This is a genomic window from Lapidilactobacillus mulanensis (assembly GCF_003946215.1).
GTDB lineage: Bacteria > Bacillota > Bacilli > Lactobacillales > Lactobacillaceae > Lapidilactobacillus > Lapidilactobacillus mulanensis.
Genome location: NZ_RHOW01000012.1, coordinates 1 through 13,772, shown reverse-complemented (window position 1 = coordinate 13,772; position 13,772 = coordinate 1). Strand labels below are relative to the sequence as shown.

Annotated in this window: 14 protein-coding genes; 4 read left to right on the top strand and 10 right to left on the bottom strand. The window is 43.0% G+C overall.

The features are described from left to right. Window positions 1-59: 59 nt before the first annotated feature. The 6 genes from coaE to EKM67_RS04445 form a co-directional block, all read right to left on the bottom strand. Complete coding sequence (gene coaE, locus EKM67_RS04470; RefSeq protein ID WP_164506563.1) at window positions 60-674, bottom strand: dephospho-CoA kinase; 615 nt, start codon at window positions 672-674, stop codon at window positions 60-62. 4 nt (window positions 675-678) lie between these two features. Beyond that, entirely contained in the window at window positions 679-1,518 is an 840-nt protein-coding gene (gene mutM / locus EKM67_RS04465) for a DNA-formamidopyrimidine glycosylase (protein ID WP_125577695.1), read from the bottom strand. 12 nt (window positions 1,519-1,530) lie between these two features. Continuing rightward, on the bottom strand, window positions 1,531-4,206 hold the full coding sequence (gene polA, locus EKM67_RS04460) for a DNA polymerase I (RefSeq protein ID WP_125577693.1): 2,676 nt from the start codon (window positions 4,204-4,206) through the stop codon (window positions 1,531-1,533). A gap of 457 nt (window positions 4,207-4,663) precedes the next feature. Beyond that, window positions 4,664-5,980 carry a UDP-N-acetylmuramate--L-alanine ligase gene (gene murC / locus EKM67_RS04455; protein WP_191986407.1) on the bottom strand — a complete coding sequence of 439 codons (1,317 nt, stop codon included), beginning with the start codon at window positions 5,978-5,980 and terminating at the stop codon, window positions 4,664-4,666. A gap of 31 nt (window positions 5,981-6,011) precedes the next feature. After that, window positions 6,012-6,647, bottom strand: a complete 636-nt coding sequence (ytpR, locus tag EKM67_RS04450) for a YtpR family tRNA-binding protein (RefSeq protein WP_125577691.1) — start codon at window positions 6,645-6,647, stop codon at window positions 6,012-6,014. Window positions 6,648-6,791: 144 nt separating this feature from the next. After that, the gene (locus tag EKM67_RS04445) at window positions 6,792-7,121 is read right to left on the bottom strand and encodes a thioredoxin family protein (RefSeq protein WP_125577689.1); all 330 of its coding nucleotides are present in this window, start codon (window positions 7,119-7,121) and stop codon (window positions 6,792-6,794) included. A 226-nt stretch (window positions 7,122-7,347) separates the two neighbouring features. On the opposite strand from EKM67_RS04445, the gene EKM67_RS04440 reads away from it, so the two are divergent. After that, window positions 7,348-7,680, top strand: coding sequence for a peptidase (locus tag EKM67_RS04440; RefSeq protein ID WP_125577688.1), 333 nt, complete (start codon window positions 7,348-7,350; stop codon window positions 7,678-7,680). 53 nt (window positions 7,681-7,733) lie between these two features. Here EKM67_RS04440 and EKM67_RS04435 read toward each other — a convergent pair whose 3' ends face one another. The 4 genes from EKM67_RS04435 to EKM67_RS04420 are packed head-to-tail and all read right to left on the bottom strand — an operon-like array spanning window position 7,734 to window position 11,600. Beyond that, window positions 7,734-8,924 carry a DUF998 domain-containing protein gene (locus EKM67_RS04435; RefSeq protein WP_225417309.1) on the bottom strand — a complete coding sequence of 397 codons (1,191 nt, stop codon included), beginning with the start codon at window positions 8,922-8,924 and terminating at the stop codon, window positions 7,734-7,736. Between the two features lie 51 nt (window positions 8,925-8,975). Then, window positions 8,976-9,638 (bottom strand): tRNA (guanosine(46)-N7)-methyltransferase TrmB, encoded by a 663-nt coding sequence (gene trmB / locus EKM67_RS04430; RefSeq protein WP_125577684.1) that lies wholly within the window; start codon window positions 9,636-9,638, stop codon window positions 8,976-8,978. A gap of 2 nt (window positions 9,639-9,640) precedes the next feature. Next, on the bottom strand, window positions 9,641-10,873 hold the full coding sequence (locus EKM67_RS04425; protein ID WP_164506562.1) for an ABC transporter permease: 1,233 nt from the start codon (window positions 10,871-10,873) through the stop codon (window positions 9,641-9,643). Then, on the bottom strand, window positions 10,866-11,600 hold the full coding sequence (locus EKM67_RS04420) for an ABC transporter ATP-binding protein (RefSeq protein ID WP_225417308.1): 735 nt from the start codon (window positions 11,598-11,600) through the stop codon (window positions 10,866-10,868). The genes EKM67_RS04425 and EKM67_RS04420 overlap by 8 nt, the downstream gene beginning before the upstream one ends. 223 nt (window positions 11,601-11,823) lie before the next feature. Here EKM67_RS04420 and EKM67_RS04415 point away from each other — a divergent pair, with 223 nt between their 5' ends. The 3 genes from EKM67_RS04415 to EKM67_RS04405 all read left to right on the top strand — a co-directional run bounded on the left by EKM67_RS04415 (window position 11,824) and on the right by EKM67_RS04405 (window position 13,674). Beyond that, window positions 11,824-12,255 carry an HIT family protein gene (locus EKM67_RS04415; protein WP_125577680.1) on the top strand — a complete coding sequence of 144 codons (432 nt, stop codon included), beginning with the start codon at window positions 11,824-11,826 and terminating at the stop codon, window positions 12,253-12,255. 3 nt (window positions 12,256-12,258) lie between these two features. Then, window positions 12,259-12,579, top strand: coding sequence for a YtxH domain-containing protein (locus EKM67_RS04410; RefSeq protein WP_125577678.1), 321 nt, complete (start codon window positions 12,259-12,261; stop codon window positions 12,577-12,579). 198 nt (window positions 12,580-12,777) lie between these two features. After that, window positions 12,778-13,674 carry a peptidylprolyl isomerase gene (locus tag EKM67_RS04405; protein ID WP_125577677.1) on the top strand — a complete coding sequence of 299 codons (897 nt, stop codon included), beginning with the start codon at window positions 12,778-12,780 and terminating at the stop codon, window positions 13,672-13,674. Window positions 13,675-13,772 lie beyond the last annotated feature (98 nt).

Below are 13,772 nucleotides of genomic sequence, written 5' to 3'. Positions count from 1 at the left end.
AAAATCGACGCGGTATTTTTAACACTATTTATTTCGGGTTGCAAGCAATTCGACAACGTCTAAGAAATTAAAAATTTTTGAAACTTATCGCTCTCCCAAAGCTCATCGAAAGTCGATTCGAGTTGGACAAGATTGCCAGAAGTATCTATGACGAAATCTGCAGCGTCCAAACGAGCCCTGCGATCCAGTTGGGAGTTGATCCGTTGCTGAGCCGCTTCGCTAGTCAAATGATCACGAGACATGACCCGCCGAACTTGCATATCAAGTGGTATGTCTGTGACTAAAACCGCATCACAGATCGATCGATAATCCGACTCCAATAATAGGGGCACATCCGCAACCACCAGCGGATATCCTTGAGCTTGATAATCGGCAATCGCCGCCAAAATTTGTTCACGGATCAACGGATGGGTCGCTGCGTTAAGTAATTCAAGCTGATGAGCGTCCGCAAAAACAATTTTACCTAGCTTCGCGCGATCCAACTCACCTGCCGACGTTAATACAGTCGTGCCAAATGCTTCGACCACTTTGGCCAGACCAGGTTGGCCTTTTTGAACAACTTGATGGGCAACTTGATCTGCATCGATCACAACGGCGCCGCGAGCAAGAAATAATTTGGCGACTGCGGTTTTACCCGTGGCAATTCCACCAGTTAATCCTAAAACTTTCGTCATCGACCTACTCCGTTTCTTGAGGGAGCTGCTGGCATTGCGGGCAAAAATGTGTGCCTCTGCCATCTAGCTTAATTTTTTGAATAATGGTTCCGCAACGCTGGCAGGGCTGACCAGCACGTCCATAAACATGGAGATCAAATTGAAATTGGCCAGAATTTCCCTGTGCATCCACGTAACTGCGGATCGTCGTGCCGCCATGTTCCACGGCCATTTGTAATTCCGCAATAATTTGGTCGTGTAACAATTCAGCTTGGGGTAATGTGAGTTGATCTGCCGGCAATAAGGGGCTAATTCGGCTTAACCACAATACCTCATCCACATAAATATTGCCTAGGCCGGTAACCGCATGCTGATCCAACAGAACCGGTTTGATCGCCTTGTGGTGTCGTTTTAAAGCCGCCAATAAACCTGTCGCAGTAAATTCCGGGCTGAACGGTTCAGGTCCTAAAGTTTTCAGGCCACCAATTTGTCCTTCGGTTCCAGTGGGAACGAGTTGCATTCGCCCAAACTTTCGCACATCTTGATACTGCAAATTCGTGCCATCCGCAAACTCAAACACCACATGGACGTGTTTATTCTCAGGTTTTGCTGTCGGACGAACGAAATATTTACCTTCCATTCGTAAATGGCTGATCATCGTCAAGTCGTGATCGAATCTAAAAAGTAAATACTTGCCACGACGATCAATTGTTTGAAGTTGCCGACCAATTAAACTTTCCACAAAAATATCCGGATCACCCACAATGATCTTGGCGTAATAAATATCGACTGTTGTAATTGTGCGCCCCTGAATTAAAGGCAACAAGGACCGACGAACGGTTTCGACTTCTGGTAATTCTGGCACGCTTAGATCTCCCTACTTTTTGACATCATACCAGGTTTTGCCATGACCACTTTCAACTACCAATGGAATATCTAGGCTGACAGCAGAATCCATGACTTCTGGTACAATTTTCTCTAGAATTGGTATTTCTTCAGTTGGCGCTTCAAAAATCAATTCATCATGCACTTGCAAGAGCATTTTAGCCTGCAGATTTTCCTTTTGCAAGCGGCTTTGCATGTTGATCATTGCCACCTTGATAATATCGGCGGCGCTTCCTTGAATTGGCGTGTTCATTGCGGTTCGTTCTGCAAATGAACGTAAATTATAATTTTTAGAATTAATTTCAGGTAAATAACGACGGCGGTGCATGATTGTCTCAACGTAACCTTGTTTCTCAGCCAAGGCAACGATGTCGTCAATATATTTCTTCACATCAGGATACTGTTCAAAATACGCCGCAATAAATGTGGCCGCTTGTTTGCGCGAGATCCCGATATTTTTCGACAAACCATAATCACTAATGCCGTAAACGATCCCGAAATTCGTGGCTTTAGCCTGACGCCGCATATCTGGGGTGACCTCACTCGGATCATCCAACCCGAAAATCTTCATCGCCGTATTCGCGTGAATATCAAACCCCCGTTTAAACGCCGCTTGCATATTTTCGTCGCCGGAAACATGTGCTAGGACGCGGAGCTCAACTTGCGAATAATCACTGGAAAAAATTTCCCAATCTGGATGACTAGGCACAAATGCCTGACGAATCTTGCGTCCTTCAGGTAACCGTACGGGAATATTTTGTAAATTAGGATCGACTGAAGATAACCGGCCAGTTTGGGTGAGCGTCTGCAAATAGCGCGTATGCACTTTATGATCAGGATGGATTACTTTCAGTAAGCCATTGATATAAGTTGACTGTAGCTTAGAAATTTGCCGATAAGTTAAAATGCGGTCGATGATCGGATGCGCACTTTGTAACTGCTCTAAAACTTCGACTGACGTTGAATAGCCGGTCTTATTTTTTTTGATAATCGGCAAATGCAATTCTTCAAACAAAACCGTTCCTAATTGCTTGGGCGAATTAATATTGAACTCGTGACCCGCATCTTCGTAGATCAAGGCCTCGATGTCAACTAAAGTTTGACTGAAGTCGGCTTGCATTTGTTTCAAACGTTGACTGTCGATCGTGATCCCAGCCAATTCCATCTGAGCCAGAACCATCGCCAATGGGGCCTCAATTTCATCATAGAGTTGATCTTGATCGTTTTCTTGGAGCTGCTTCAATAATTGTGGTCGCAATTGATAAATGGCTTGCGCTTTACGGCTTAAATGTTCGCCGAGTTCATGATAATCCGTTGGTGCGGCGCGTTTGACTCCTTTACCATAAACGTCCAGATCTGTCTGTACATCTGTATAACCATACTGCTGCGCCAACACGCCCAAATCATTACTGTTGTCATTGGTGTCGAGTAAATACGACGCTAATAACAAATCGAAGGACATATTTTCGATGGGTACCTCTAAGCGCGTCAACAAAACTTTGGTCTTTTTGCTATCAAAAACATCTTTTTCTTGCTCAGGATCGTTCAGCCATTGCGTCACTTCAGCTGTTGTTAATAAGCTGAGATCATCACTGTAATACCACTGATCCGGCGTGCCAAAAGCAAATCCGATCGGCGTTTCAACGTGATAATTGTCGCCTAAAATATCAATAACTAAACTCCGTTGCATTTTTTGCGCTAATGCGACTTCTAAATTAGCTTTGGTCAGTTCGGTAAAATTAATTTCAGGCATTTTAACTGCAGATGCTTCTTCACCTGCTGCTTGCGGTAATTTAGCCAATTTTGACTGGAAGTTCATCTGTTGATAAAACCGGATCAACGCGGCTTGATCTGGCTCTTGTCTTTTGGTATCAGTCAGTGAAACCGTCAGTGGTGCGTCTGTGTTGATGGTGGCTAATTGCTTGCTCAAAAAAGCCTGATCTTTATCGTTGATCAGATTCTCTTTCAACTTACTTTTCTTGAGTTCGTCAACATGCTCGTAAAGATTTTCCATGCTGCCATATTCATCTAGCAATTTCAGAGCCGTCTTCTCACCGACCTTTGTAACACCAGGATAATTATCCGAATTGTCGCCCATTAATCCCTTGAGATCGATAAATTGAGTCGGTGTAAGTCCTAATTTTTCTTGCAAATGTTCTGGTGTGTAGGCTTCCACATCGTTGACGCCTTTAACCGTTACTTTAACCGTCGTGTTGTCACTCGTCAGTTGGGTAAGATCTCGATCACCCGTCACGACAACCACGGGCATTTCCCCATTAGCTTCTTTTGCAAGAGTACCAATAATATCGTCGGCCTCATAATCGGCTAGTTGGTAGTGCGCGATTCCATAAGCATCGAGCAATTTATTAAAGTACGGCATCTGCTCAGATAATTCCGCCGGTGTTTTACTGCGCGTGCCTTTATAATCGTCGAACATTTTCGTCCGAAAAGTGGTTTTACCCGCATCAAAAGCAACCAACATGTGTGTCGGTTGTTCGCTCGCTAATAAGCTGTCGAGCATATTGCTAAAAGTGTATAAGGCGTTGGTGTGCAAGCCTTCCTGGTTCGTGAACCGATCCAGCGAATTGTGTAGCGCAAAAAAAGCGCGAAACGCTAAACTATTGCCATCAAGTAATAATAATTTCTCATTCTGATCCGTTTGTGCCATAACAGCCTCCATGATGTTGCGTTAAGTTCATTTTAGCAGAGAAACAGGATAAACCAAAATAAACAAGGCGAAATTTCAAGACATTCGCATCTTTGATCACACAGAACTGACTTCAAAAAAATCGACGAACCAAATTTTTTTTACCACCCAAGGCATCTTTAATCCCGTAGAACTAATGCCAAAAAAGCAACACCCCAAAAGTTCAGCACCCAAGTCGTCTTTGATCATGCAGAACTAACGCCAAAAAAGCGACACCCAAAAGTTCAGCACCCAAGTCGTCTTTGATCACGCAGAACTAACGCCAAAAAAAGCGACACCCCAAAAGTCCAGCACCCAAGTCGTCTTTAATCTCGTAGAACTAACGACACCAACAGAACGAGCCGTTAATTTCAGTCCCCCACAACTTAACTAACAAGCTACAAAAGAGACTGACAAAATACATCGCCAGTCTCTCTCATTAATCTTGAATTAACTTTTTAAATGCGTCCTCATACTTTTGAATGTCGCCTGCGCCCATAAAAACGATCACTGAGCCACTTTCATTCAATAGCCGGTCCATTTCATCTAGATGAATCACGGACCCACCATGGCTGATCTGAGCGCCTAAATCAGCACTAGAAATATCACCTTGGTGTTCACGCACGGATCCGAAGATTTCCGTTAAATAAACTTCATCCGCCAAATTTAAACTCTTTACGAAACCAGGCAACAAGGCCTTGGTCCGTGAATAAGTATGGGGTTGGAAAACCGCCACAATTTTTTTATCAGGATATTTCTGACGGGCAGCATCGATCGTTGCCTTAATTTCAGAAGGATGGTGTGCATAATCATCGATAATTGTGTATTGTTTAATATCTGTCTCGCTGAAACGGCGCTTGACGCCTTTGAAAGTCAATAACTCGGCAGTGACCTCAGCCATCGACAAGCCTTCCAAATAACTAATGCCAATAACAGCCAGACTGTTTAAAATATTATGTTGGCCAAATAAATGGATCTCAAAATGACCTAAGTTTTTCCCATCGTGCTGAACGTCAAACACAGAGCCTTTGTCCGTCCGCTTAATATTAATGGCTTGGAAATCGTCGCTATCTTTGAACCCGTAGTAATAAACCGGCACGCTTGCCTTCAGATCGCGCAAGTTAGGATCGTCACCCCACGCAAAAATTCCTTTTTTCGTCTGATTGGCTTCTGACTGAAATGCGGTCACAACGTCATTCAAATCTTGATAATAATCGGGGTGATCGAAATCAACGTTAGTCATGATCGTATAATCTGGATAATAGGCTAAGAAATGACGACGATATTCGTCAGCTTCATAAACGAAGAATTTAGCATCCATGACACCTTTACCAGTGCCATCACCGATCAAATAAGAGGTTTTAGCGACACCACTCAAAACGTGAGCCAACAACCCAGTCGTACTCGTTTTTCCGTGTGTACCAGAAACGCCAATACTCGTGTAACCCTTCAACAATTCACCGAGGAAATCGGGATAGCTGACCACCTGATCGCCTTGTGCTTTTGCAGCAACGATTTCCGGATGATTTTCTGGAAAAGCATTGCCCTTGATATAAGTCCAACCTGGTTTAACATTGTCGGCACTAAACGAATACATGGGAATTCCAGCCTGCTTCAATGGTGTCTGGGTGAATGTGAACTCATCGATGTCAGAACCCGCAACTTCATAACCAAGATCGTTTAAAATCAACGCGAGTGCGCTCATCCCTGAACCTTTGATCCCAATAAAATAAACTTTTTTATTTTCAATTGTCATTGTATTATCTCCAAAATCTAATTTCTAGCGCTTAATAATTACGCGAATAATCTTGATCAAAATCGAACGCGACGCCAACTTCACTCGTGGCGTCTAAAACAAGAATTCCATGACGTTGCGGTGCGCCGGACAAACCAAGCTCACGCGCACTACAAATCATTCCGAAACTTTCGACCCCACGTAATTTTCCTGGCCAAATCAGTTTGCCATCTGGCATCATGGCGCCAACTTTAGCGACGACTACTTTTTGACCGACGCCAACATTCGGCGCACCACAAACGATCTGCAGCTTTTCCTGGCCAAGGTCAACTTGGGCAATGTGCAAATGATCTGAGTCCGGATGTGCAACCAAGGTTTCGACTAAACCAACCACAAATTTAGGTTCGTGATCTGCCTGCAATCGATCTGAAAAGCCATTTGTTTTCAAAGCTTGATTCACTTGTTCAACTTGTTGATCATCAAGAAAGATTTGGCCGTTTCCCGTCAAGTTGTCGACGTAATTGTTGGCATTCAGTAAATTGACGCCAACCAACTGTTGATCGCTGGTACGATATATTCTGGCAACGTCACCCTTAAGCTCAACTTCTTGTTCAGCATTGGTTGCCTGCCCGGTGATCATCATCAAGACATCGCCTAAAGCTGTCGGATTGTAGCTTGAAATCAGCAATCGAAAAACTTCCTTTTTTATTAATTTTCATTATTTTCATTAACCATTCAAAAAAATAAGCATGCCCTGTCTAGAAACGATTTTCTCGTTAGGCTAGACACGCACGCTTTATATTGTATGATAGTTCAATTCATTTTTAAAGTATTACTTTGCGAAAGCTAAATTATTAATGAAATTTTCAATCTCTTGCTTCGTCTTACGATCACCATTGACAAAACGGCCAACTTCTTCGCCATCCTGGTAAGCGACAAAGCTAGGAATTCCCATGATGCCCAGCTCTTGAGCCAAACTCATGAATTTATCGCGATCCACTTCGACAAAATTAATGTCAGGGTATTCTGCATCGATCGTTGGCATTTGTGGCTTGATAAAGCGGCAATCACCACACCAAGTTGCTGTGAAGAATAACATTGTTTTATCTTTAGCGGTAATGCTGGCTAAATCTTTCTTTTCTAATTCGTCTAATTGTTTCATGTGCGTAACCTCCAGTCATAACCACTATAATAGGCTATCTTTTAGTAAGGGTCAACCAATTGATTTAAAAAAAATAGCTAGCTTTAAATTTTAATTTTAGGGTGCCTATTGTGACCGAACTTCTTTAACTTTCCCATATAAAGTGGCACATTGGTTGCTCATCTGGTCAAAACAGCGTATTCTAAAGGAGAATAGTTTTTAACATTGGGTAATGGAGGATCATACCATGGATGACACAACCAAAAAGATTATTAAATATGCTTCTTACGGATTTATTCAGGGTTTAACGATTGGGCTGACTAGCGCGTTTTGCTGGCATCGCTATATGAAACGCTTGCCAGATGAACTCCTGGCCGAAATCAAGAAATTATTTCTTCATGAAGGCCCAATTGACGGCTCATGGATCGAATCATCCCCAAGATTGACTTCATATCAGAACGAACATCATATTGTCTTCGTCGGTGGTATTACGCGCGAAGAAAACAACGAACTCATTCAGTATCAATTTATGTTTGATGCACGCACGAAAGAATTATTAGAACTCGAAAAGATCAAATAACCAACTGATCAAAAAGAACCGTTTGATTGCAGATGATGCAATCAAGCGGTTCTTTATTTTTCATACGGGACTCTTTTAACTTTGATCGGCACCTTCACCACAAATTGCACCCCATCGGTTAAGTTGCGGATTTTTTGAAAGAGCAAGATCACCCAACCGAACGCCACCACGAAGCTGATAATTTCAAAGGCGGTCAGTGATAGATAACCCACAAATTGAAAGGCGATTTCGCAGGCAACCAAAGATGCGCCTAAAATGTATGACGCCAATAAAAACTCCTTGGAAACTTGTGGCAACAACCACCTGATCCCCACAATCAAGATGATCATTAAATCCACCAGCAAGAAAGCCAAGCGATCATGCAAAACGTGGAAGTTCGCGTTGTTCGGGAAAACCCCGACTGCACCTAAATCGATGGCGGTTGCCGTCAATAACGCGCGCAACAAATTAATTTTCCAGGTGCGAGGCACGGTCTCTTGTAGGGAAACAAAGAGATAATCGATTAATGCGACCATGATCAGCGCGGAGAAAACCAACGTAAAGTTAAATTGCCAGCTGTTCTTGGCTAAATCTGTGCCGAGAAAACTCAGATTATGTTGCCACCAACGATCGCGGCCGTTATCGATCATCGAAATGATCACCCCACTAACAATTGTCACTGTGAACAAGGTGGTCAGCATCGACGAATCAATATTGATTGCGGCCAAAGCCATCGCATAATTGATCACGAAGGCAAAAATCAAAAAGATAAAACTAGAAGTGACGAGATCAAACGAAACACCCACGAAAACCTGCCCCATGAGCCACGAGATCCCCAGCAACGCCAAGCCCAGAATCAACAGAAAGGCCATGACGATCACTGGAAAGTTTCGCCAATAAATGCGATTGGAAGCCGCACTACTATTGGCGCGCCGACTTTTTACAAAAAAAGTGGTAAAAATAATCGTGCCAACGAAAATATTGGCGATGATCAGCCAACTCGCAATCGAATATTCCCCACTGATCGGCACTTGCTTGACATTTCGAAAAGTGGCAACTGCCCAAAACACGATCGTCGCAATGACGGCAGGAATCCCGGCCCACAATTCGAGTTGCCGCTGAATCTTATCTTTGTTGGGATCGATCGCCCGAATCGTTGCCGCTTCACCCTTAACCGTTAATTCCACAGCCGCATCATGTTCTAAATGCAGACTGGTCACCACGTCAGGTGGCAGTTCCAACTGATATTTCTTTTTCTGTTTCAATATTTCACCCCAAAAAGTAACCTACCCGTTTACAGCACATCGATCATTCGCCTATGAAGTTGTCTCTGTTCGATAATGTGCGTCTAGCGCGTAGATCACTTGCCCTTTTGCTGCAAACTTCTGCTCATATTCCGTTTCAATATTTATTTCTTGGCGCTCACTTTGATGTAAGTCCAGCGAGATAAAATCGAACTGCCACTGATTGGCATTCAAGCTGATCAATGAATATTCGAACAAGCCCTGATTATCCGTTTTGAAACGGAGCTGCCCATCAGCCGGTAAAACCGCATGATATTGATTGAGAAACGTTCGATAAGTTAAGCGACGTTTCGCGTGTTTGGTTTTCGGCCAGGGATCCGAGAAGTTCAAATACAGATTCTGAATTTCATTTGTTGCAAAGAAGTCGGTCAAATCGGCGCCATCGCCTAAAAATAATTGTAAATTCGGCAACTGTAATTCGAGCTGTTTTTTCAAGATCATGCCGATCGCCGGTGTCTGCAATTCCATCGCAATATAGTTGATTTCAGGATGGGCTTGCGCCATGCCGATAATAAATTGGCCCTTGCCCGAACCGATTTCGAGTTCGACTGGCAATTTTGGATCGGCAAAACGCTGCGCCCATTTGCCAGCCAAGTCGCTCGTTTCCGCCGTCGCAATCAATTCTGGATGAGCCGCGATCAATTCTGGTGCCCACGGTTTATTTCGTAAACGCATTTTTAGTTTCCCTTCTGTTTCTTCTTCAGTCTAAATGGTAAATATAATTGTGCAAAAATCAAAACAACCGCCAACCCGGCCGCAATGATTATCCAACTCCACAATTGCGCGCGGAAGCTGATCACTAGCGCGATTGCATCCACGAACCACTCGATCAATAAAACCCGACGCATCAATTTTAGAAATGAGCGTTGTTGTTGGTGATGGTCGATCGGATAAATCGAAGTCAACGCGTTGTGATCGAAGTGATGATAGAGGGGCAAAAGTTGATAGCCCGTCAAAAATAGGAACAATAAAACAATGATCAATAAAATAAGCGGTTGGTTGATCACAAAAATCAATAAAACGCCCACTAAGCAAAAGCGAAGCCAAATATTGCCATATTCTGTCCGTCTTAACAAAGCACGGCTGTATAAATATTGATAGGCTGCCGATTTCGTTCCGGCAAATTGGTGCAAGAGTGGATCCAACCATTGGCGTCGGCGAATTTTCCCGCTGATGCCGGGAATATCGACGAACAAATTATAGAACCGATCGATCACGGATTGACGTTGGCTTTCTTTATCGATGGCGGTTTGCCAGAGCAATCGTCGCGCAGGAAGTAATTTGTACAGTTGTGATTGCCCGAGAATTGTCAGACCCAGTGTCAATATCGCAAACAGCCAGCCAAGTCCATAGACACCGATCAAAATACCGATCATTGAAAATAGCCAAAAGAGGCCGGTCCATCTTTGTTTGAATTGAGGATCAAAATCATATAATTCTGCCAACTGCAAAGATAAATGAACATCTTTTAACCGCAATAGACTGATCAAGATGAACAGCCAATTCAGCCAATCGATACGCGTGGCTCGCAATGCAAAAGGTGTCAGAATACCGACAATGGCAATGATCGCCACGAAGGGAATGGCTAAACTATAAACGCGTGCGTGATCGAAGTATTTCCGCAATTGATGCTCCGCCGGCAACAGAAAGATTTGATCCGCCGGTCGCAATAAGGTGGCCAAGTGACCGACCGACAAGCTTAATAATAACATTGGCACTAAAACTAACGGTCCCCACCAAACCGGCTGCTTGATCAGTGCCAGTCTTTGGCTATACCAGTAAGCAAGTGCGCCACCTAGAAAAATCAGGGCGATCATCAAATGGTCATTAAAGACATACTGTAAATATTTACTTTGCTTAAGCAGATGGCGACGTCGGCGAGTCGGCCATAAATCATCAAACTTATGCATCGCCATTCTCCCTCGCCATCTGCAAATAGATTTGATCAATGTTTTGTGGCTCAACGCCAAATTGCGAGGCCAACTCCGCCACGGTTCCTTGTGCGCGCACTTGACCGTGATTCAACAGAATAAAGCGGTCCGCTTGCGCTTGTGCGGTTGCCAAAACATGGGTTGTCATCAAAATAGACTTATTTTCTGCCTTCTTGGCCGCGATCAAATCCAGCAAATTATGAACGGCTAATGGATCCAGTCCGGTAAACGGCTCGTCGATGATCAGCAAATCAGCCTCGGTCATAAAGGCATTGACGATCATCACTTTTTGCTGCATCCCCTTTGAAAAATGAATCGGAAACCAGTCCAGCATCTGATCGAGTCGAAAAATCTCGAGCAACTCATTGGCTTTTTCCCACGCGACAGCCGCATCTAATTGATAGGCCATGATCGTTAGCTCTAAATGTTCTTTCAAGGTCAATTCTGGATATAAAATCGGTGTTTCAGGAACGAAGGCAATTTGTTGGCGATAATGAATCGCATCTTGGGTCAAGTTCTGATCATTTAACGCGATCGTGCCACTTTGCGGGCGCAATAGTCCTAGAATATGTTTGATCGTCGTCGATTTCCCGGCGCCGTTCAAGCCGATCAGACCCACGACTTCGCCATCGGCAACTTCGAAACTAACGTTGTCTAAAATTTTCAGGTGTTGATAACCACCAGTTAGATTTTCAACTTTTAACATGAGCAATCCTTTCGAGTGACGGACCGTGAACATTTCGGAGTTGTGATCGGCGCTAGTCATTTCAAACTCGCTTTGAAATTTTCGACGAGTTTTTTTGGCTAGCAAGCCTGATTTATCATCATCCGTGTCACTCATGATTTCGTTTTTGTTTACAATACCATTTCATTGTATAATGATAACATGGATCGCACTAGTATGAGTATAACAATTGAGGGTGAATTTAATGGATGATTGTGTTTTTTGTAAAATAATTAAGGGTGATATTCCGAGTATTAAAGTTTTCGAAGATGATGATGTGCTGGCGTTTCTCGATATTTCGCAGACCACGCCAGGACACACGCTGTTAGTGCCTAAGCAGCACGTTCAAGATATCTTCGACTACGATACCGATTTGGCGACGCGTGTCTTCGATCACGTACCGATGATCGCACGTGGGTTACGCGCGGCATTTCCAGAGATGAAGGGTTTGAATATCTGCAATAATAATGGTGCAGTTGCTTATCAATCCGTGCTGCATTCCCATATTCATTTCATCCCCCGCTATTCCGACGCCGATGATTTCAGCATTCACTTCGGTGATCACACGAACCAATATACGACAGCACAATTACAAGCGATCGGTGCTAAAATCAAGCAACAATTGGAGGTCAATTAATTAATGAGTAAACATACATTTGGACATGGGTTACTTTTAGGCGCGGTGTTAGGAACAGCTTATGTATTCTTGACTAGTAAAAAAACCGGTCCGCAACGGCAACACGAGGTCAATAACTACGTCAACGATTTAACCTCTGAAACCAAGAGTGCCGCCAAGAATGTCAAAGAGTTCCAAAAAGCACTTAAAAATCTCAAAAACGAAATCGAACTTACCTTGAAGCCAACGGTCAGTTCAATTCAACACGATCTCACCGAATTTCAAATTGATACAGAACCACGCCTGAACCGGATCAAATCAATGACAGATAAGTTTCAGGAATGATCTGGAAACTCAAAAAATTAATTTTTATGCATTTGCGACTTATTCGTGTTTTAAGTATGAATATTTAACTGGCAAGTCGTGAAGGTTCTGTTAAATTTCCCGTGAGCGTTTTATTTATTAATAAAATGTGTTATATTACTAAGGTTAAGTCATGTAGAAAAACTAATAGGATGTGGATTGGATATAATGAAGAACTCTATGAAAAAGCTTGTCCTTGCAGCAGCCAGCTTGGTTGCAGTTGTAACGTTAGCAGGTTGCAGCAGTAAAACTGTTGTTTCCATGAAGGGCGGCAAGATCACCCAAGACGAATACTACAAGGAAATGAAGAAGTCGACTTCTGGCCAATCAACCTTGCAAACAATGATCATCACCAAAGCCTTGGAAGATCAATATGGCAGTAAAGTTGCTAAGTCTAAAGTCACTAAAGAATTTAATACATTCAAGAAAGAATACGGCTCTAACTTCTCATCTGTCCTTGCAAGCAATAGTCTGACTGCTAGCCAGTTGAAAGACAACATCAGAACTAACATGCTGACTGAAGCAGCTTTGAAGGATAGCAAGAAGATCACTGCGAAGAAGTTAGCCGCACAGTGGAAAACTTACGAACCAAAAGTTGAAGTACAATATATTTTGACTAAGACTAAGGCTGAAGGCGAAGCAGTTATCAAAGAATTAGATGCTGCCGAAAATACCACAGCAAACTTTGGTAAAGTTGCCAAAGAAAAGTCAACCGATACAACGACGAAAGACAATCAAGGCAAATTAGGTACAACCTTTGATGATACGGATACTTCTCTTAACTCTGATTTCAAGACCGCTGCCTTCAAACTGAAGACTGGCGAATATACGAAAGCTCCTGTTAAGACGAGTGATGGTTATCAAGTGATCCGGATGATCAAGAACCCTGGTAAGGGCAAACAATCTGATCATACTGCTGCATTGAAGACGCGTATCTACAATACATGGTTATCTGATTCAACTGTTATGCAAAAAGTTTTGGCTAAGGTCATCAAGAAAGCTAACGTTGATATTAAAGATAGCGATTTGAAGGATGTTCTTTCTAGCTACACAAGTTCATCAAGCAGCTCAAACTAATTGAGACTTTTAAAAAGCAAAACGCTTAGGCGTGGCTATACTCCTACTTAAGTAGACAAGCAAATAATCAAAGCTTGTACACTTAGGAAGGAGTTTTT

Excerpts from the sequence above, each read along its gene's own strand:
- EKM67_RS04420 (WP_225417308.1), bottom strand. The coding sequence starts at position 11,600 with ATGTTAAAAGTTGAAAATCTAACTGGTGGTTATCAACACCTGAAAATT.
- coaE (WP_164506563.1), bottom strand. The coding sequence starts at position 674 with ATGACGAAAGTTTTAGGATTAACTGGTGGAATTGCCACGGGTAAAACC.
- EKM67_RS04415 (WP_125577680.1), top strand. The coding sequence starts at position 11,824 with ATGGATGATTGTGTTTTTTGTAAAATAATTAAGGGTGATATTCCGAGT.
- EKM67_RS04425 (WP_164506562.1), bottom strand. The coding sequence starts at position 10,873 with ATGCATAAGTTTGATGATTTATGGCCGACTCGCCGACGTCGCCATCTG.
- EKM67_RS04440 (WP_125577688.1), top strand. The coding sequence starts at position 7,348 with ATGGATGACACAACCAAAAAGATTATTAAATATGCTTCTTACGGATTT.
- EKM67_RS04445 (WP_125577689.1), bottom strand. The coding sequence starts at position 7,121 with ATGAAACAATTAGACGAATTAGAAAAGAAAGATTTAGCCAGCATTACC.
- EKM67_RS04405 (WP_125577677.1), top strand. The coding sequence starts at position 12,778 with ATGAAAAAGCTTGTCCTTGCAGCAGCCAGCTTGGTTGCAGTTGTAACG.
- EKM67_RS04410 (WP_125577678.1), top strand. The coding sequence starts at position 12,259 with ATGAGTAAACATACATTTGGACATGGGTTACTTTTAGGCGCGGTGTTA.
- polA (WP_125577693.1), bottom strand. The coding sequence starts at position 4,206 with ATGGCACAAACGGATCAGAATGAGAAATTATTATTACTTGATGGCAAT.
- murC (WP_191986407.1), bottom strand. The coding sequence starts at position 5,980 with ATGACAATTGAAAATAAAAAAGTTTATTTTATTGGGATCAAAGGTTCA.
- trmB (WP_125577684.1), bottom strand. The coding sequence starts at position 9,638 with ATGCGTTTACGAAATAAACCGTGGGCACCAGAATTGATCGCGGCTCAT.